The following is an 18847-nucleotide window of genomic DNA, read 5'->3' as shown; positions in this document are numbered from 1 at the left end:
TAGACCTGTAGAGCCACGCCATGCGTGGCTGCGTTTCGCCCCGGTCCGCGTACAGCCACCCATGGGGTGGCCCTACAGGGGAGGCGGGCAGCGGGCCTGGGCGCTCAGGGGCGCCAGTTGGCGTTGCGGTCCCAGAACGTCATCGCGCGCTGATACGCCTCGCGATCCAGCGGCACGCCCGAGCCGCCCTCTTCCACGCCCAGCGCATTGCGCATCATGGTGATCGGCGCCATCGGCACTTCTTCCGGTTCGGCGGTGTAGATGCAGCCGACGATGCCCCAGTCCGCGTCGATGGGCGAGCCTTCCTTGGCCAACTGCCCGGCGCTGTACAGGATGACGACCAGATAGTTCGCACGCGGCGATTCCACGCCTTCGAACCAGCGCACCAGCACTGGCAGCTCGTCGCGGTTGCGCGCTTCATACCCGCTGCGCAGCTGGTGGCGGTTGGCCTCGGTGATCGGCACGGTCAGGCAGCGCGTGGAGGTCCAGTTCTCATACACATGCAGCTTGCAGAACGGCGCATAGCCATCGAGCACCTTCAACGGCGCGTGCGTGTTGAGGTGCTGTTCGAACTGCTCGGCACTGCAGTCCTGGAGGGTGTTGCCGCGCGGGACACGCGGGAACAGGCGGGGACGGGCAAACGCAGTGAGGACGATGGACATGGGCACGGTCAGGCGATGGAAATCCCGCACAGGGTAACCCGTGCGGCGCGTGCCCTACAGCGCCAGCCGCTCACGCAGCTCGCGCGCCTGCCGCCGCGAGACCTCGACTTGGCTGCCGTCATCCAGGGTCAGGTCGTAGCCATCGCCCAGGGATGGCTCGATCGCCCGCACGCGTCGCAGATTGACCAGGGTATTGCGGTTGGCGCGGAAGAACAGCGCCGGCGACAGCCGTGCCTCCAGCGTACTGAGACTGCGCGCCAGCACCGCGTTCTGGTCGCGGAACCACAGCCGTGCGTAGTTGCCGTCGACCACAACCTTGCGGATCTCGCCGAGCGCCACGAACCAGCAACGTTCGCCATCGCGCAGGAACACCTGATCGTCGGCGCCCAGCGCATCGCGAACACTGTCCGTCGCAGCGGGAGCGGCCGGCGCCGGGAGGCGCTCCCGACCGCGTTCCAGCGCCGCCTGCAGGCGGCCTGCTTCCACCGGCTTGACCAGGTAGTCGAGTGCGTTGGTTTCGAAGGCGCGCACCGCGTACTGGTCGTAGGCCGTGACGAACACCACCATCGGCACCGTTTCCAGTCCGTCGAGCACGTCGAAGCCTTCGCCCGAAGGCATCTGCACATCGAGCAGGACCAGGTCGGGCTGCTCGCGCAGGATCGCCTCGCGTGCCGCGGGCACGTCGTCGGCCTCGCCGACACACTCCACCCACGGGATCGCCGCCAGCAGGGTGCGCAGCTCGCGGCGCGCCAGCCGCGCGTCATCCACAATCAACACGCGCAGTGGTGCGTTCATTGCGACACCTCCAACCGGGCCAGCATGCGATCTCCCTGATGCTCCAGCAGGAACGTGCCCCGACTGGAGGGTGATGGCGTCGCGTCGATGCCGATCTGCGCGCGCAGATACGCCAGCCCGATGCCGTGGCCTTCGCTACTGGCGTCGTGCGCGACGGGATTGTCCACCTCCACCCGCAGCCGGTCGCCCTCGAGGTGCGCGCGGAGATGCAGCTCTCCACCGCCGGGATGGACCGCGATGCCGTGCTTGATCGCGTTCTCCACCAGCAACTGCAGCGCCATCGGGGGCAGCCGCGCGGACAGCGCCGCCGGCTCGATGTCGGTGTGCACCCGCAGGCGGTCTTCGTAGTGGATCGCCTCCACCGCCAGGTAGTCCTGCACCACGCGCCACTCCTCGGCCAGGGTGACCCAGCCGCCGTCGGTATGCACAAGGGCGTGGCGCAGCGTGCTGGACAGATGGGTGACCATGTCGCGTGCCCGTGCCGGATCTTCGTTGATCAGCGCACGCAGGTTGTTGAGCGCATTGAACACGAAGTGGGGATTGAGCCGCGCACGCAGCGCCTGGTGCTCCAGCGTCGCCCGCTGCGCTTCGGCGCGCAGCTGCGCCATCTCGCTGTGCCGCGCACGCTGCAACGCGCGGCGGCCGGTCCACAGCGCGCACCACACGCCCAGCACGATGGCGGTATTGAACCAGTAGCCGAAGACAGCGGCCGGGCGATAGTTCGCGCGCTGTCCCGGCAGTTGCACCCAGTCCCAGGCCAGCGCGGGCAACAACGCGGCGGCGGTAAGCACTTGGGCAGCCGCCGCCACGATCACCACCGCGAGCAGCAGCCGCCACGTCAATCCAAGCAGATCGCGCTGCAACCAGTCATCCCGCAGCGCCCAGCCGCGGATGAACGCGCTGCCCGCCCACAGGGAAAGCGACACCATCACAGAGATCAGGACGATGCCGGACCAGTGCCCTCCGTAGGTGAACCCGAGCAGCAGGCTCACGCCAAGGTAGGCCAACCAGAACGCGCTGTTGCGCCACCAGAAACTGGTATCGCGTGCTGTCCGCTTCTCGCTCATTCTTTCCACGCCGCTACCGGTCAGGGCGCTGCAGGCAGATCAAGGAAGTCCCGGATCTGCGTCTGCAGCCAGCGCGGATCATCCCACATCAGGAAGTGGTAGCCGGCGCGGCTCATCTCGATCCGCACGCCGGGCAGCGCGGCGTACTGGGTCGTAAACACCTGCCGCGTGCTGGCTTCGGTCGCACCGAACGGCTGATAGGCCGCCCACGCGCCCAGCACCAGCACCGGCGTGGTGATGCCGGCGATCGGCTCGCGCAGGTCGGTCATCGTCATCGAATACATCGCGTTGGCGGTGGTGGCGCGGTCACTGTCGCGCCCCCACTGCTTCAAGGTCGCCACATGCCCGGAGGCGTGCGCCATGTTGGCGACCGCCGCGTCGGTCTGTGCCGCGTACTGCCTGGCGTCGGCGGCGAGCATGCCGGCCCGCATCTGCTCGGCCATCGGCGTGAGCGTGGCCGGCGTTGCCGCCGGATTATGGACCGCGCCGAAGTACGGCAACGCATCGACAATCACCAGTGGCCCGATCTGCCGTGGCGCCGCGATCGCCATCTGCAACGCCAGCACACCACCGAGACTGTGGCCGATCACGGCCGGATGATCGAGCCTGCGGTCCGCGCTGTAGGCCAGCAGGCGGTCACGCATGGCGCTCAGGAAATCATCGCTGGCCACGGCGGGCGCACCGGCAAAGCCCGGGAGCTGGATCAGATGGCATTGCACCTGCGGCTGCAGCGCGATGCAGGTCTCGCGCCAGACCCCGGCACCGCTGTTGAGACCGGGAATCATCAGCACCGGCTGGCCGCTGCCAATCACCTCGACCTGCAGATCCTGGAAGCGCTCGGTCGCCGCGTGGGCCGGGCTGAGCAGCGTGGCCCATGCGGTGAGGGCAAGCGCGGCCAGAGGCGCGACGGAATGGATACGGCGGTGGCGGATGGTCGACATGGCAGGCTCCTGCTGGGTGAGCAGGGAGACTGGCGCGGGTCGAGGCGGCGGGGGCAATTACATGAGCAGCGGCGGCGGACAGGCGATGAGCGGTCGAGAGAGGCGGACGAATAGCCGCGCCTCAGCGTTCCGGCGCGCCCACGATTGCCTGCAGCGCCTCCGGCAGCGTCGGATACTGGAACGCGAAGCCCTCGGCCAAGGCGTGCACCGGCTGCACGTTCTGTCCGGTCAGCAGCAACCCGGCCATTTCACCGAAGCCCAGTTTCAGCGCGAACGCCGGCGTGGTCAGCCGGGCAGGACGATGCAGCACCTCGCCCAGCGTGGTGGCGAAGGTCCGGTTGGTGACCGTGCCGGGCGCGGTGCCGTTGTAGGCGCCGCGCGCCTGATCGCGGGTCAGCAGCCACAGGATCATCCCGACCAGGTCCTCGCGATGGATCCAGCTCATCCACTGCCGCCCATCGCCCATCGGCCCGCCGAGCCCCATCCGGAACGGTGGCAGCATCTTCTGCAGTGCGCCGCCCTCGCGTTCGAGCACGATCCCGGTCCGCAGCACGCAGGTGCGCACGCCCAGATCCTCGGCCTTGAGCGCCTCGGCTTCCCACTGCCGGCACAGCATCGCCGCGAAGTCATGCCCGGGCGAGGCGGTCTCGTCCAGCGGCGCGCTGTCACGCGGACCGTACCAGCCGATCGCCGAGCCGGACACCAGCACCCTGGGGCGCTCGGGCAGCGCGGCCATCCACGCCAGCAGCGCCTGCGTGGTGCCGATCCGGGACTCCCGCAGCGCCTGCTTGCGCGCATCGGTCCAGCGGCCGTCCATCAATGGCTCGCCCGCCAGATTGACCACGGCCTGGACCGGGCCGACCTCCTCCAGCGCCGCAACGCGGCGTACGCCCGGCTGTGGGTGATGGCCGGGGCGGCGGGTCAGGACGATCGGGTCATGGCCATCGGCCAGCAGACGCGTGCACAGGCGGCGTCCGATGAACCCGGTGCCACCGGTGACGAGAATCTGCATGGCCGTGCTCCGTTGAAGTTCACCGTCACTGTACCCGGCGGCATGTGCAGACGACATGCCACGCACTTCACATTCATCGCGATGAAGAGATATGATTCACCCACACCCGCCGACGCGCCCCGCCCATGACCGCCATCAGCTTCGAGTTCTATCCGCCCAAGACCGACGAGCAGCGTGCCCAGCTGGACCGGACCGCGGCCAGGCTCAAGGTGTTCGCGCCGGAATATGTGTCCTGTACGTTCGGTGCCGGCGGCTCGACGCTCAGCTACACCTCCGAGACCGTCCGTCACCTCAAGCAGCATCATGGCTTCGATGCGGCTCCGCACCTGTCCTGCGTCGGTGGCAGCCGCGAAGAGATCCGCGAACTGCTCAAGCTGTACCGCGCGATCGGGTGCCGCCGCATCGTCGCCCTGCGCGGTGACCTGCCCTCCGGCATGGGCCATCCCGGCGACCTGCGCTATGCCTCCGAACTGATCAGCTTCATCCGCGCCGAGCACGGCGATGCGTTCCGGATCGAAGTGGGCGCGTATCCGGAGACCCACCCGCAGGCCAACGATGCGCTGCTGGACCTGAAGCACTTCAAGACCAAGATCGACGCCGGCGCCGATGCGGCGATCACCCAGTACTTCTTCAATGCCGACGCCTACTTCCACTTCGTCGATGCGGTGCGCAAGCTGGGCGTCACCGTGCCGATTGTGCCGGGCATCATGCCGATCTCCAATTTCAGCCAGCTGCGGCGCTTCTCCGAGCAGTGCGGCGCGGAAATCCCGCGCTGGATCGGCAAGCGCATGCAGGCCTATGGCGATGATGCCGAATCGGTCCGCGCGTTCGGTGCCGAGGTGGTGGCCAGCCTGTGCGAACGGCTGGTCGCCGGCGGCGCGCCGGGCCTGCACTTCTACACCCTCAACCTGGCCAAGCCGACCACCCAGGTGCTGAAACTCCTGCGCAGCTGAGCCTGCGACGCATCGCTTGCAGATAACGCGTGCGCCGCTACGCTGCTGCGATGAAACCGTTCGTGTGGCCCCTGCTGTGTGCGCTGTGCCTGCCCTCGCCGCCTGCGCAGGCGCAGGCGCCGCAGCGCGTGAACCGCTGCACCAACGCGCAGGGCGACACCGTCTTCACCGACCGCCGCTGCGATGCCCTGGGCGCGACCTCGCGGCTTCCCGCGCGCACGGCCAGCGTGGGCAACACCGGCATCTACCGCGCCGGCTGCGCGCGCCGGCTCAGTGAACTGACCGGGCAGATCCGCGACGCGGTCAGCGCCCGGGACGTCAACCGGCTGTCCTCGATCTACCTCTGGAGCAACGTCTCCAACGCCACCGCGAACCAGATCATCGGGCGGCTGGAATCCGTGGTGCAGCGCCCGCTGATCGACATCGCGCCGGTCTACCCGGAAAGCGCGCCTGTGATGGTGGACCCGGCGCTCGCCGCTGCAGGCCCTGTCGAGGCCCCCTCGCGCCCCCGCCCGATCGGCCTGCGCATCGAACAGACCCTCGGCAGCACGGCCACCCCGGCCCGCACCGTGTTCGGCCTGCGCCGTCAGTACGGCTGCTTCTGGATCACGCTGTAGCCGGCCACAGCGACCGGATCGCCGCGATGCCCTGCGCGCCATGCCGGCGCGCCTCGCCGATATCACCCGGGGCCAGTCCGCCCAGCGCGTACAGCGGCAGCGACACCTGCTCGCGCAGCGCCTCGAAGGCCTCCCAGCCCAGCGGCGTGGCGTCCGGGTGGCTGGCCGTCGCCTGTACCGGCCCCAACACCGCGAAATCACAGCCCAGCCGCTGCGCCGCCTGCAGCTGCGCCAGATCGTGGCAGGACGCCGCCACCAGCTGACCCGCCGGCAGCGGCCGCGCATCCAGCGACAGCAGTTGCTCACTGCCCAGATGCACCCCGACGCCCAGCCGTCCGGCCAGGTCGATGTCCCGGTTCAGCAGCCACTGGGTGCGCGGTCCATGCTGCTGGATCACGCGCTCGGCCAGCGCCACCCGCGCCGGGCTGGACGGCGTGCGCAGCTGTACCCGGCGCACGCCACTTTCCAGCGCCTGCGCCAAGCGCCCCAGCCAGGCCTGGTGGACGCTGTCCTCCTCACCCTCCGGCTCCGGCGTGATCAGATACCGGTCCGGCTGCCGGAGCGCCGCGACCACCGGCAGGTCCGCCGGCGGCATCGAATACCGGTGCAGCTTGTCCGGCGCCACCCAGGTGATCGCCTGCCCCTCCCGGCCACGCGGCGAGCCCTTCCACCCTTGGATGCGACGCACCTCCAGGCGCAGCCGCTTGTCCGGATAGATCTGCGGCACGTCCATGATCCACTCGCCGACCTCGGCCTCGATCCCCAGCTCCTCGCGCAGCTCCCTCACCAGCGCCTCCTCGGAGGTCTCGCCGGGCTCCCGCTTGCCACCCGGGAACTCCCACAGGCCGGCCATATCGCGGTTCTCGGTACGACGGTTGAGCAGGATGCGGCCGCGGGCGTCGGTGATGACGCCGGCCACGACATGGATCGAACGAAGGGGAGATGACATACCCCGAGGATGCCCAAACCGGGGCACGTGACGCAATGCCCCTTCGGTTGGTCGTCCAGGCGCGATGTAGATCGTGATGGTGTCTCCGCTGGCGGCTGCCGCGAGCGCAAGGGCCCCGCAGCGACCGGCAGGCCAAAAAAAGCCCCGCACAAGGCGGGGCTTCTTCAGCACATCCAATCAGCCAATCAGCCAATCAGCCGATCAGCTCAGCTGACCATGGCAGTGCTTGTACTTCTTGCCGCTGCCGCACGGGCACGGATCGTTGCGGCCGACCTTCGGCTCGTCGCGGGTGACCTGCGGCACGCCATTCTGCGCCGCCTCCACCTGTGCCGCCTCTTCGTCCGCACTGTAGCTGCCGGCGTCCTGGTGCTGGAACTGCGACTGCAGCAGACGCGCCTCCGCCTGCTGGCGCTCGGCCTGCTCCAGCGCCGCCACTTCCTCTTCGCTGCGGATGCGCACGCGCGCCAGCAACGTCACCACTTCGCGCTTCACGTTCTCCAGCATCTCCGAGAACAGCTCGAACGCTTCCTTCTTGTATTCCTGCTTCGGCTGCTTCTGCGCGTAACCACGCAGGTAGATGCCCTGGCGCAGGTAATCCATGCGCGCCAGGTGCTCCTTCCAGCTCTGGTCCAGCACGGTCAGCATCACGTGCTTCTCCAGCGCGCGCATGGTCTCGTCGCCCACGCCGGCTTCCTTCGCCGCGAAATGCTCGTCGACCTTGGCCTGCACCTTCCCGGCGATGCCCTCGGCATCCAGCTCCTCGTGCGACTTGACCAGCTCGGTCAGCGACATGTCGATGCCGAAGTCCGACGCCAGAGTCGCTTCCAGGCCCTGCAGGTCCCACTGCTCGTCGATCGAGTTCGGCGGCACGAAACGCGCCACCACGTCGAAGATCACGTCGCCGCGGATGCCATCCACGTTGTCCTTCACCGACTCCGCATCCAGCAGCTCATCGCGCTGGCTGTAGATCACCTTGCGCTGATCGTTGTTGACGTCGTCGAAGTCCAGCAGGTTCTTGCGGATGTCGAAGTTGTGCGCCTCGACCTTACGCTGCGCCTTCTCGATCTGCCGGCTGACCAGGCGATCCTCGATGACGTCGTCTTCCTTCATGCCCATCATGCGCATCGCCTTCTGGACCCAGTCCGAGGCGAAGATGCGCATCAGGTTGTCTTCCAGCGACAGGTAGAAGCGGGACGAACCCGGATCGCCCTGGCGGCCCGAACGGCCACGCAGCTGGTTGTCGATACGACGCGATTCATGGCGCTCGGTACCGACGATGTGCAGACCACCGGCCGCCTTGACGGCATCATGGCGGACCTGCCACTCGGCCTTGACCTGGGCACGCTGTTCCGGCGTCGCGTCTTCGCCCAGCTCATGCAGCTGCGCTTCCAGCGAACCACCCAGCACGATGTCGGTACCACGGCCGGCCATGTTGGTGGCGATGGTCACCGCGCCCGGCATGCCGGCGTTGGCGATGATGGTTGCTTCGCGGTCATGCTGCTTGGCGTTGAGCACTTCGTGGTGCACACCGGCCTTGCGCAGATGCTCGGACAGCATCTCCGAGGTCTCGATCGAGGTCGTGCCCACCAGCACCGGCTGGCCACGCTCGTTGCAGGCCCGGATATCGGCCAGCACCGCGTTGAACTTGCCGTTGCGGTTGAGGAACACCTGGTCCGAACCGTCCTTGCGGATGGTCGGGCGGTTGGTCGGGATCACCACCACTTCCAGGTTGTAGATGCTCTGGAATTCGTAGGCTTCCGTATCGGCCGTACCGGTCATGCCGGACAGCTTCTTGTACATGCGGAACAGGTTCTGGAAGGTGATGCTCGCCAGGGTCTGGTTCTCGCGCTGGACCGGCACGCCCTCCTTCGCTTCCACCGCCTGGTGCAGGCCATCGGACCAGCGGCGGCCGGCCAGGGTACGGCCGGTGAATTCATCGACGATCACCACTTCGCCATCGCGCACGATGTAATCCACGTCGCGCTGGTAGATGGCATGCGCGCGCAGGGCGGCATTGAGGTGATGCACCACGGTCAGGTTCTGCGCGGCGTACAGGCCTTCGGTCTCGGCATTGAGGATGCCGGCTTCGACCAGCAGCGCCTCGGCATGCTCCATGCCCGCTTCGGACAGATGGACCTGCTTGCCCTTCTCGTCGACCCAGAAATCGCCCTCGCCTTCCTCGGCCTCCTGCTTGATCAGGTGCGGAACGACGCGGTTGACGCGGATGTACAGCTCCGGGGAATCATCGGCCGGGCCGGAAATGATCAGCGGGGTACGGGCTTCATCGATCAGGATCGAGTCGACTTCATCGACGATCGCGTAGTGCAGGCCGCGCTGGTAGCGGTCCGCACGGGACAGCGCCATGTTGTCGCGCAGGTAATCGAAGCCGAATTCGTTGTTGGTGCCGTAGGTGATGTCGCTGGCATAGGCCTCGCGCTTGTCACCGTGCGGCATGCCCGGGTAGACCACGCCCACGCTCATGCCCAGCCAGTTGTAGAGCTTGCCCATCTGCGCCGAGTCACGGCGGGCCAGGTAGTCGTTCACGGTGACCACGTGGACGCCCTTGCCTTCCAGCGCATTGAGGTACACCGGCAGCGTGGCGACCAGGGTCTTGCCTTCACCGGTGCGCATCTCGGCGATCTTGCCCAGGTGCAGGACCATGCCGCCGATCAGCTGGACGTCGTAATGGCGCATGCCCAGCACGCGGCGGCTGGCTTCACGGCAGACCGCGAACGCTTCGGGCAGCACCTTGTCCAGGGCCTCACCGTCAGCGATGCGCTGCTTGAACTCCGGGGTCTTGGCCTTGAGCTGCTCGTCGGAGAGCTTTTCGATTTCCGGCTCCAACGCATTGATCTTGGCGACGATGCGGTTGAGCTGGCGCAGCTGTCGTTCATTACGACTGCCGAAGACGCGGGTAAGCAGGCTGTTGATCATTGAAGGAACCGGTTGGAATGAGACGCCCCAACGGCGGCGCTTTCCCCGGGGGATGCGCACGCCGCAAACGAAACAGGGCGCACTGCGCCCTGTCTATGGCAACACCCATTGTAGCTTGGGACGGGGGTCCGGCGTTTCAAGCACCCCCGTTCAAGTTCGTTACCGTGATCAGCCCCGCGAAACGCGGCCGACCGGGGTGTTGCCGCCATCACCGAGGAACTTGCGCGGATTGACCACCTGGCCGCGTTCCCAGACCTCGAAGTGCACGTGGGCACCGGTGGAACGGCCCGTGGAACCGGCCTTGGCCACTTCCTGGCCGGCCCGGACCAGGTCGCCCGGCTTCACCACCAGGCGCGAATTGTGCGCATAGCGGGTCACATAGCCGTTGCCATGGTCCACATCGACCACGTTGCCGTAGCCGCCCTTCACGCCGGCGAAGCTGACCACGCCGTCGGCCACCGACATCACCGGGTCACCGACCTTGGCGTGGAAATCCATGCCCTTGTGGGTGGCCGCACCGCGACCGAACGGATCGCTGCGGGTGCCGAAGTTGGAGGTGATGTAGGTATTGCGGATCGGCATGCGCGAGGGCACCGCGTTCTGTTCGAGCTGGTGGTCGAACATCAGCGATTCCATCACCGACAGCTGGCGGCCTGAAGCAGCGAAGCGCTGCTCCAGCACCTGTAAGTCGGCGTTGACCGCGCTGACCGGGATGTCCTGGGTCGGCCCGGGTTCGCCTTCACCGAGGCCGGGGGTCTCGTTGAAGTCGAATTCGCCGTCCTCCAGTTTGCCCATCTGGGTGAGTCGTTCGCCCAGGGCATTGAGACGGGTGGCCTGCGCCTGCAGCTCGCCCATCCGCGCAGCCAGCGCGTTGACCTGGGTCTGAGCGTCCTTCTGGGCCTGCGCCAGTTCGCGTTCCTGCTGTGCGACCTTGGCGTGGAGCCGGGAATCGTTGAACATGCTGCCACCGATACCGGCACCGAAGCCGATCAGGCAGCCCACCCCCAGCACACTGCCCAGCAGGGCACGGGGGGAATCTTCGAAGTAGAAACGCAAACGCGCCAGCGGCGTCTTGGCCTGTCCTTCACGCGTTTTGATTACGATCTTTTTGAATGCCATCAGTGAGTTTTCATGTCTGAGCCGAAATCCAGTGCCCGTTCCCCATCCACGCCGAAGCCGGCGCTGGATGCGGTCATGGCGGACAAAGCCGGTAACCCGCTGCGTCGTGCCCTGTGGCTCGACGCGCTGGACCGTCAATTGCGCCCCCATTTGCCGCCTGCACTGGCCACCCGTTGCCGGCTGGCGAATGTAAACGGCGAGCACCTCGTTTTTCTCGTCGAATCTCCCGTGTGGCACGCCAAGGTCCGGCTTGCCGAAGCACAGTTGATCGACGCGGCCCGGTCCATCGGGCTGAAGGTCACCAAGGTGACCGTCAAAACAGCATCTGCCCCTCCCCCACGCTCCCCAGCGATCGACAACAGGAATGGCCCCCACGCTGTTTCAGCCGCCACGCACAAAGGGCTACGCGACGCGTTGGCTTGTCTGCGCGATGTGGATTCCTCCAAACCGTGAAGCCATCGGGGCATCCCGCCCCTTCCCGGCCGCGTCACGATCACGTGAACTTTGGCTGGGAGCCGGTCTGCACTGTAGCGGCCGAACCGCCTCCAGTCGTTAGTGTTTTATTAAATTAACGTTAAATCTGGCAAGAACCTTGATCAGGTTCACAAATCTGTGCGCTGTGCACCCCTACGGTTCATTGACGTCAAGATCACGCCGCTTTCAGCCCGTTGTTACCGCTGGAAACAGAAACGGCGCCTTGGGCGCCGTTTTGTTTTGTTTCAAATCAATGGGTTGCGGCGAAACCGCGCTCAGGCGTATGCAGGCAGGCCGTAGACCACCGGCGACGCAGCGGCCGGAGACGCGTAGCTGACCCACTCCCAGGCGCTGGCATCGGCCAGCAGGGCACGCACCAGCTTGTTGTTGAGCGCATGACCCGACTTGAAGCCTTCGTAGGCGCCCAGCACCTGGCCGCCGGCCAGGTACAGATCGCCGATCGCGTCGAGGATCTTGTGGCGCACGAACTCATCGGCGTAGCGCAGGCCGTCGTCATTGAGCACCCGGAACTCGTCGAGCACGATGGCGTTGTCCATCGAACCGCCCAGGCCCAGGTTGCGCTCGCGCATGTATTCCAGGTCCCGCATGAAACCGAAGGTCCGGGCGCGCGAGATTTCCTTGGTGTAGGCCAGGGTCGAGAACTCAATTTCCGCCCGCGACTGCTTGGCCGGGATCATCGGGTGGTTGAACTGGATGGTGAAACCGAGCTTGTAGCCTTCGTACGGCTCGAAGCGGGCGACCTTGTCGCCCTCGGTGACTTCCACCGTCTTGAGAATGCGCAGGAAACGTTTCGGCGCGTCCTGTTCGGCAATGCCCGCCGACTGCAGCAGGAACACGAACGGGCCGGAGGAACCGTCCATGATCGGCAGCTCGGCCGAGGACAGCTCCACGATGATGTTGTCCACACCCAGGCCGGCCAGGGCCGACATCAGGTGTTCGACGGTCTGGATCTTGGCCTCGTGATAGGTCAGGCCGGTGCACAGCGTGACTTCGGTGACCAGGTCCGCGCGTGCGGGCACTTCCACCACCGGGTCCAGATCGACGCGACGGAACACGATGCCATGGTTGACCGGGGCCGGGCGCAGGGTCATGTAGACCTTGTCACCGCTGTGAAGGCCAACGCCGGTGGCGCGGATCGTGTTCTTGAGGGTGCGTTGCGGAGTCATCGGGGGGCAGGACCAGAAAGCGCGCGGTCAGCGCGGCTGTGACAAACAAGAATAACACGCACTACCGCTGTCCCTTCCGTGAACCGTGGTGCGTCGACAGCACTGCCCGGACGTGCGTGATGCACGACGGCGGTCAGACTGCCGGGCCGATCCTGGCCCGGCAGCATGGGACATGGAGGCGCTCACCGGGGAGGACAAGGCCCCGGCACGCGTGGCTCAGTCCGCCTGGCGGCGCAGGAACGCCGGGATGTCCAGGTAATCGTTGGGCAGTTCAGCAGCGGCCGGACCCGACGCGCTTGGGGCGGTCGGCGCCACGGTGTCGGCGCTGGGACGACGCAGTCCCATGCCCATGCCCATCCCGCCGACGGCCTTGGAGACCGCATCGCCGCCGTTGTCGAACTCGCCGAACTCCGGCTGGCCGGTGGTGGCGTTGCGGACCAGCTTGATCGGCGCGCGCTCGCCCGGACGCTGGGTCTTGGCGGTGACCGCACGGTTCAGGCCGGTGGCGACCACGGTCACGCGGACTTCGTCCTGCATGTCCGGATCCAGCACGGTACCCACGACCACGGTGGCATCTTCGGAAGCGAAGCCGTCGATGGTGCGGCCGATCTCGTCGAACTCGGCCATCGTGAAGTCGGCGCCGGCGGTGATGTTGACCAGGATGCCGTTGGCACCGGCCAGGTTCACGTCGTCCAGCAGCGGGTTCTGGATGGCGGCTTCGGCCGCGGCCTGGGCGCGGTCATCGCCACGCGCGGTGCCGGTGCCCATCATCGCCAGGCCCATTTCGGACATGACGGTGCGGACGTCGGCGAAGTCGACGTTGATCAGGCCCGGACGCACGATCAGGTCGGCGATGCCCTGAACGGCGCCCTGGAGGACGTCGTTGGCGGCACGGAAGGCCTGGATCATGGTGGCGTTGCGGCCCAGCACGGTGATCAGCTTTTCGTTCGGGATGGTGATCAGCGAGTCGCAATGCTGGCTCAGCTCTTCGATGCCCTTCAGCGCGACCTGCATGCGGCGACGGCCTTCGAACGGGAACGGCTTGGTGACCACGGCGACGGTCAGGATGCCCATCTCCTTGGCCAGCTGTGCCACGACCGGGGCGGCGCCGGTCCCGGTGCCGCCGCCCATGCCGGCGGTGATGAAGACCATGTCCGCACCCTGCAGGGCGTCCATGATGCGCTCACGGTCTTCCAGCGCGGCCTGGCGGCCCACTTCCGGGTTCGCGCCTGCGCCCAGGCCCTTGGTAACGTTGGTACCCAGCTGCAGCTGCAGCTTGGCACCGCAGTTCTTGATGGCCTGCGAGTCGGTGTTGGCGGTGATGAATTCCACGCCGTCCACACTGGTGCTGACCATGTGCGCCACGGCGTTGCCGCCGCCGCCGCCCACGCCGATCACCTTGATCACCGCATTGGGTGCCATCTTTTCAATCAGTTCGAAATGCGCCATGTCCGTGTCCTCTTGTTGCCGTTTACGCGGGACGGGGCTTCGGAGAATCCTTCTCCTGTCCTCCCCACCGTCGTGCCGGCGAGTTGTAGTTGGTATGCCGGGCCGGATAGAGCCAACCGCGGCAGTGTTGCCTGCTTCAATGAACGACCCGGGGGCCGGTGGTGCTGCATCGTGTTGCGAGTTGGTGCCGGTGTTGCGTGGACTACGTGGATTTTTCGGGGACTGCTTATCGCTTATTACATGTGTACTGCGTGTTGCGACCGCGATCAGAATTCGCCGCGGAACCAGGTTTTGAGTTTCTTGAACATGCTGCCGGCACGGCCGGTGGGCAGCGACGGGCGACGCGGGTGTTCGATCTGGCTGCCCATCAGCAGCAGGCCGACGCCGGTGGCATGCACCGGGTTGCCGACCACTTCGCCCAGCCCGGTGACGTGCTGCGGAATGCCCACGCGCACCGGCATCTGCAGCATTTCCTCGGCCAGTTCGACCACGCCTTCCATCTTCGAGGCGCCGCCGGTGAGCACCATGCCGGCGCGCACCAGTTCCTCGAAGCCGGAGCGGCGCAGTTCGGCCTGCACCATCTCGAAGATTTCCTCGTAGCGGCCCTGCACTGCCTGGGCGAGTGCGTGGCGCGGCATCCGGCGTGGCGGACGATCGCCGACGCTGGGCACCTGGATGCTTTCCTCGGCGGTGGCCAGCTGGGCCAGGGCGCAGGCATAGCGCACCTTGATCTGCTCGGCTTCCGGGGTCGGCGTGCGCAGCATGTGCGCGATGTCGTTGGTGACGTGGTCGCCGGCGATCGGCAACGACGCGGTATGGCAGATCGCGCCCTGCACGAACACAGCCAGGTCGGTGGTGCCGGCGCCCATGTCGACCAGCACCACGCCAAGCTCACGCTCGTCGGCGGTCAGCACGGCCACGCTGGAGGCCAGCGAGGACAGCACCAGGTCATCGACCTGCAGGCCGCAGCGCTGCACGCACTTGGAGATGTTGGCCGCGGCCGACTGTGCGCACACCACCAGGTGGGCGTGCACTTCCAGGCGCACGCCGGTCATGCCGACCGGATTGCGGATGCCTTCCTGCGAGTCGTCCAGCACGTACTCGCGCGGGATCGCATGCAGGATCTTCTGGTCGGCCGGGATCGCCACCGCCTTGGCCGCGTCCAGCACGCGATCCAGGTCACCCCAGGTCACTTCGCCGTCGCGGATCGGCACGATGCCGGGCGAGTTCTTGCACTGCACGTGGTTGCCGGAGATCGAGGCATACACCGAGCGGATCTCGCAGCCGGCCATCAGCTCGGCTTCTTCGACCGCACGCTGGATGGACTGCACGGTCGATTCGATATCGACCACCACGCCGCGCTTGAGACCGCGCGATTCGTGCGAGCCGATGCCGATGACCTCGATCGGATTGCCCGGCGAATACTCGCCGACCAGCGCCACCACCTTGGAGGTGCCGATATCCAGACCGACGATCAGTGATTTGTCACCCTTGCGATTCATGTCCTGTCCTGCGTCCTGTGCGCCACATTGGCCGGCGCGGCCGGTGCGGCCGGAGCCGGGGTACCCCAGCTCAGCGTGAAACCATTGGTGTATCGGAGGTCGGCGCGCTCGATCGGCGCCGCCTGGTTGGCCAGCTGCGGCAGCACGCGCACGAAGCGCTGCAGCCGCGAACGGGCATCGTCGCGGCCGACGACCACTTCGGTGCCGTTGCTCAGCACCAGCGACCAGCTGCCGCGTGCGTCCATGGTGACCCGCTTGACGTCCACCCCGGCCGGCGCGAACAGCGCGCGCGCATCGTTGTAGAGCGCCACCACTTCTTCGGTCTGGCTGTCCGGACCATCGAGGTCGGGCAGCGCCAGGTCCTGCAGCTTCTTCGGCGTGGCGAACAGCTTGCCCTGCTCGGAGAGCAGGCGGTCATTGCCCCAGCGCGCGAACGGCTTGTGCTCGACCAGGGTGATTTCCAGCACATCGGGCCACTGCTTGCGGACCTGTGCGCTCTCGACCCACGGCAGGGTTTCGATCGCGTCCTGCGCATCCTGCAGCTTGACCGCGAAGAAACCGGACTTCGCATACGGCAGCACGACCTGCTGCAGCTGCTCCGCCGGTACCCGCTTGAACTCACCGTGCACGCGCAGCTTGGCCAACGGCCACCGCTCGGCACCGACCCAGCCGTTGAGCACCGCCACCACGGGCAGTGCCACGACCGACAGGGCCAGCAACCAGACGAAGATGCGCAGCACCGCGTTCATGCGTGGCTGTTCTCCTGCGCTGCGTAACCCGGCAGGGTCTGCTCGAGCACGCGCCAGACCAGCTCTTCAAAGCCGATCCCGGCCTGGCTGGCCGACTTGGGCACCAGCGAATGGCTGGTCATGCCCGGCGCGGTGTTCACTTCCAGCAGGTAGAAGTGGCCCGTGCTGCGGTCGCGCATCACGTCCACCCGGCCCCAGCCACGGCAGCCCGCGGCGCGGAACGCGGCCAGTGCGAGGCGGCGGATCTCGATTTCGTCTTCGCCGTCCAGGCCCGGGCACAGGTACTGGGTGTCCTCGGCGATGTACTTGGCGTTGTAGTCGTACCACTGGCCCTTGGGCACGATGCGGATCGACGGCAGCGCCTGGTCGCCCAGGATCGCCACGGTCAGCTCGTCGCCGACCACCATCTGCTCCATCAGCAGCTGGCCGTCGTAACGCACCGCCAGCGCGACCGCCTCATCCAGCCCGGCGTCTTCGGTGACCCGGCTGATGCCGACGCTGGACCCTTCGTTGGCCGGCTTCACCACCACCGGCAGGCCGAGTTCGGCGGCAGCGGCGTGGACATCGGCAGCCTGGTCCAGCGCGATGAAGCGCGGGGTCGGCAGGCCGTGCGACAGCCACACCTGCTTGGTGCGGATCTTGTCCATGCTCAGCGCCGAGCCGAGCACGTCCGAGCCGGTGTACGGCACGCCGAAGGCTTCCATCAGGCCCTGCACGATGCCGTCCTCGCCACCGCCGTTGTGACCGTGGAGGATGTTGAACACGCGGTCGAAACGCTTCTCGACCAGCGCGAGCGCCAGCGCCGGGATGCCGTCGACCGCGATCGCATCGACGCCGCGCGCACGCAGCGCTTCGATCACGTTGCGGCCGGAATCCAGCGAGACGTTGCGCTCGCTGGAGGTGCCGCCCAGCAGCACGGCGACGCGGCCGAACAGGGCCGGGTCGGTGATGCGCAGCGGCGGGAAGGTCAGCGTGTTCATGCGGCCGGGGTCTCCTGGAAGCCTTCACCGGCGATCTGCTGGGCGATGTAGCCGATGTCGCCCGCCCCCATCATCAGCAGCAGGTCACCGTCCTGCAGCACGTCGGGCAGCACGTGCGCCAGTTCGGCGGCATTGCCGACCACGACCGGCTCGCTGCGGCCGCGCGCACGGATGGCGCGCGCCAGCGAACGCGAATCGGCGCCCGGGATCGGCGCTTCGCCGGCCGGATAGACCTCGCTCAGCACCAGCGCGTCCACTTCGGACAGCACCGCGGCGAAGGCATCGAACTGATCGCGGGTGCGGCTGTAACGGTGCGGCTGGAACGCCACGACCAGACGCTGGCTCGGCCAGCCACCCCGGGCGGCGGCGAACACGGCGGCCAGCTCACGCGGATGATGGCCGTAGTCGTCGATCACGCGGACCTTGGCGCCGGTGTGCGTGGTGACGATGCCCAGGTCATTGAAGCGACGGCCGATGCCGGCGAAGCTTTCCAGCGCACGCGCGATCGCTTCCGGCGCCACGCCGAGCTGCCAGCCCACGGCCGCGGCGGCCAGCGCATTGAGCACGTTGTGCGCGCCCGGCAGGGCCAGCGTCACCGGGTGGCTGCTGCCCTCCGGCAGGCGCAGGGTGAAATGCATGCGCGGACCGTCCTGGACCACGTCTTCGGCACGCACATCGGCGTTGCTGCTCATGCCATAGCTCATGACATGGCGCGGCGTCTGCGCGGCCAGCGCGGCCACTTCCGGATCGTCGATGCACAGCACCGCCAGCCCGTAGAACGGCAGGCGCTGCAGGAATTCGGCGAACGCGGCCTGGACCCGGGCGAAATCGTTGCCGTAGTTTTCCAGATGATCCGAATCGATGTTGGTGATCACCGACACCAGCGGGTTCAGGCGCAGGAAGCTGCCATCGCTCTCGTCGGCTTCCGCCACCAGCCACTGGCCACCGCCGAGCTTGGCGTTGGCACCGGCGGCGAGCAGCTGGCCACCGATCACGAAGGTCGGGTCCAGCCCGCCTTCGCTCAACACCGCGGCGGTGAGGCTGGTGGTCGTGGTCTTGCCGTGCGTACCGGCCACCGCGATGCCGCGGCGGAAGCGCATCAGTTCGGCGAGCATCGCCGCGCGCGGCATGATCGGAATGCGCTGGCTGCGCGCTTCCATCAGTTCCGGGTTGTCATCACGGATCGCGCTGGAGACGACCACGCAGTCGGTGCCGAGCACGTTGGCTGCCGAGTGGCCGCGCATCACGCGCGCGCCCAGGCCGGCCAGGCGGCGGGTCGCGGCATTGTCGGCGTTGTCCGAACCGGAGACTTCATAGCCCAGCGTCAGCATCACTTCGGCGATGCCGCTCATGCCGGTGCCGCCGATGCCGACGAAGTGCACGCGCGGGAACGCGCGTACCAGGTCGTTGGTGTCGTGGAGGCGGCGAATCATGCGCGGCCTCGCGCCAGGCTGGCG

Annotated in this window: 17 protein-coding genes; 3 read left to right on the top strand and 14 right to left on the bottom strand. The window is 67.2% G+C overall.

The window, feature by feature from the left end; all coding sequences use genetic code 11:
- Window positions 1–104: 104 nt before the first annotated feature.
- From HDC96_RS15420 to HDC96_RS15400, 5 genes are all read right to left on the bottom strand, one after another.
- Entirely contained in the window at window positions 105–662 is a 558-nt protein-coding gene (locus HDC96_RS15420) for a DUF3228 family protein (protein ID WP_179460774.1), read from the bottom strand.
- A 54-nt stretch (window positions 663–716) separates the two neighbouring features.
- Window positions 717–1457 carry a LytTR family DNA-binding domain-containing protein gene (locus HDC96_RS15415; RefSeq protein ID WP_179460773.1) on the bottom strand — a complete coding sequence of 247 codons (741 nt, stop codon included), beginning with the start codon at window positions 1455–1457 and terminating at the stop codon, window positions 717–719.
- Complete coding sequence (locus HDC96_RS15410; RefSeq protein WP_179460772.1) at window positions 1454–2524, bottom strand: histidine kinase; 1071 nt, start codon at window positions 2522–2524, stop codon at window positions 1454–1456. Before HDC96_RS15410 ends, HDC96_RS15415 begins: the two co-directional genes overlap by 4 nt.
- Window positions 2525–2544: 20 nt before the next feature.
- Complete coding sequence (locus tag HDC96_RS15405; protein ID WP_179460771.1) at window positions 2545–3465, bottom strand: alpha/beta hydrolase; 921 nt, start codon at window positions 3463–3465, stop codon at window positions 2545–2547.
- Window positions 3466–3586: 121 nt separating this feature from the next.
- A complete protein-coding gene (locus HDC96_RS15400) occupies window positions 3587–4477 on the bottom strand; it encodes a TIGR01777 family oxidoreductase (protein WP_179460770.1) in 891 nt (296 codons plus the stop codon).
- A 125-nt stretch (window positions 4478–4602) separates the two neighbouring features.
- Between HDC96_RS15400 and metF the strand changes: the two genes are divergently transcribed.
- Both metF and HDC96_RS15390 read left to right on the top strand, forming a co-directional pair.
- Entirely contained in the window at window positions 4603–5430 is an 828-nt protein-coding gene (gene metF, locus HDC96_RS15395; RefSeq protein ID WP_179460769.1) for a methylenetetrahydrofolate reductase [NAD(P)H], read from the top strand.
- Between the two features lie 50 nt (window positions 5431–5480).
- Window positions 5481–6047 (top strand): hypothetical protein, encoded by a 567-nt coding sequence (locus HDC96_RS15390; RefSeq protein ID WP_179460768.1) that lies wholly within the window; start codon window positions 5481–5483, stop codon window positions 6045–6047.
- On the opposite strand, the gene HDC96_RS15385 is transcribed toward HDC96_RS15390, so the two are convergent.
- The 3 genes from HDC96_RS15385 to HDC96_RS15375 all read right to left on the bottom strand — a co-directional run bounded on the left by HDC96_RS15385 (window position 6037) and on the right by HDC96_RS15375 (window position 11049).
- On the bottom strand, window positions 6037–6996 hold the full coding sequence (locus HDC96_RS15385) for a Nudix family hydrolase (RefSeq protein WP_179460767.1): 960 nt from the start codon (window positions 6994–6996) through the stop codon (window positions 6037–6039). The genes HDC96_RS15390 and HDC96_RS15385 overlap by 11 nt on opposite strands.
- A 201-nt stretch (window positions 6997–7197) precedes the next feature.
- The gene (secA, locus tag HDC96_RS15380; RefSeq protein WP_179460766.1) at window positions 7198–9930 is read right to left on the bottom strand and encodes a preprotein translocase subunit SecA; all 2733 of its coding nucleotides are present in this window, start codon (window positions 9928–9930) and stop codon (window positions 7198–7200) included.
- Between the two features lie 168 nt (window positions 9931–10098).
- Complete coding sequence (locus tag HDC96_RS15375; protein ID WP_019182479.1) at window positions 10099–11049, bottom strand: M23 family metallopeptidase; 951 nt, start codon at window positions 11047–11049, stop codon at window positions 10099–10101.
- A 12-nt stretch (window positions 11050–11061) separates the two neighbouring features.
- Between HDC96_RS15375 and HDC96_RS15370 the strand changes: the two genes are divergently transcribed.
- On the top strand, window positions 11062–11502 hold the full coding sequence (locus tag HDC96_RS15370; protein ID WP_179460765.1) for a DUF721 domain-containing protein: 441 nt from the start codon (window positions 11062–11064) through the stop codon (window positions 11500–11502).
- A gap of 296 nt (window positions 11503–11798) precedes the next feature.
- On the opposite strand, the gene lpxC is transcribed toward HDC96_RS15370, so the two are convergent.
- From lpxC to murC, 6 genes are all read right to left on the bottom strand, one after another.
- Entirely contained in the window at window positions 11799–12710 is a 912-nt protein-coding gene (lpxC, locus tag HDC96_RS15365) for a UDP-3-O-acyl-N-acetylglucosamine deacetylase (RefSeq protein WP_179460764.1), read from the bottom strand.
- Between the two features lie 216 nt (window positions 12711–12926).
- Complete coding sequence (gene ftsZ / locus HDC96_RS15360; RefSeq protein WP_176990394.1) at window positions 12927–14159, bottom strand: cell division protein FtsZ; 1233 nt, start codon at window positions 14157–14159, stop codon at window positions 12927–12929.
- A 266-nt stretch (window positions 14160–14425) separates the two neighbouring features.
- The gene (gene ftsA, locus HDC96_RS15355) at window positions 14426–15661 is read right to left on the bottom strand and encodes a cell division protein FtsA (protein WP_017355446.1); all 1236 of its coding nucleotides are present in this window, start codon (window positions 15659–15661) and stop codon (window positions 14426–14428) included.
- The gene (locus HDC96_RS15350; protein ID WP_179460763.1) at window positions 15658–16410 is read right to left on the bottom strand and encodes a cell division protein FtsQ/DivIB; all 753 of its coding nucleotides are present in this window, start codon (window positions 16408–16410) and stop codon (window positions 15658–15660) included. The genes ftsA and HDC96_RS15350 overlap by 4 nt, the downstream gene beginning before the upstream one ends.
- A complete protein-coding gene (locus HDC96_RS15345; protein WP_179460762.1) occupies window positions 16407–17390 on the bottom strand; it encodes a D-alanine--D-alanine ligase in 984 nt (327 codons plus the stop codon). Before HDC96_RS15345 ends, HDC96_RS15350 begins: the two co-directional genes overlap by 4 nt.
- Window positions 17387–18823 (bottom strand): UDP-N-acetylmuramate--L-alanine ligase, encoded by a 1437-nt coding sequence (gene murC, locus HDC96_RS15340; RefSeq protein ID WP_176990397.1) that lies wholly within the window; start codon window positions 18821–18823, stop codon window positions 17387–17389. Before murC ends, HDC96_RS15345 begins: the two co-directional genes overlap by 4 nt.
- Window positions 18824–18847 lie beyond the last annotated feature (24 nt).

The organism is Stenotrophomonas sp. JAI102 (assembly GCF_013409105.1).
GTDB lineage: Bacteria > Pseudomonadota > Gammaproteobacteria > Xanthomonadales > Xanthomonadaceae > Stenotrophomonas > Stenotrophomonas maltophilia_AA.
Note: the sequence above shows the minus strand (reverse complement) of the source record. Positions and strands in the feature narration are given on the sequence as shown.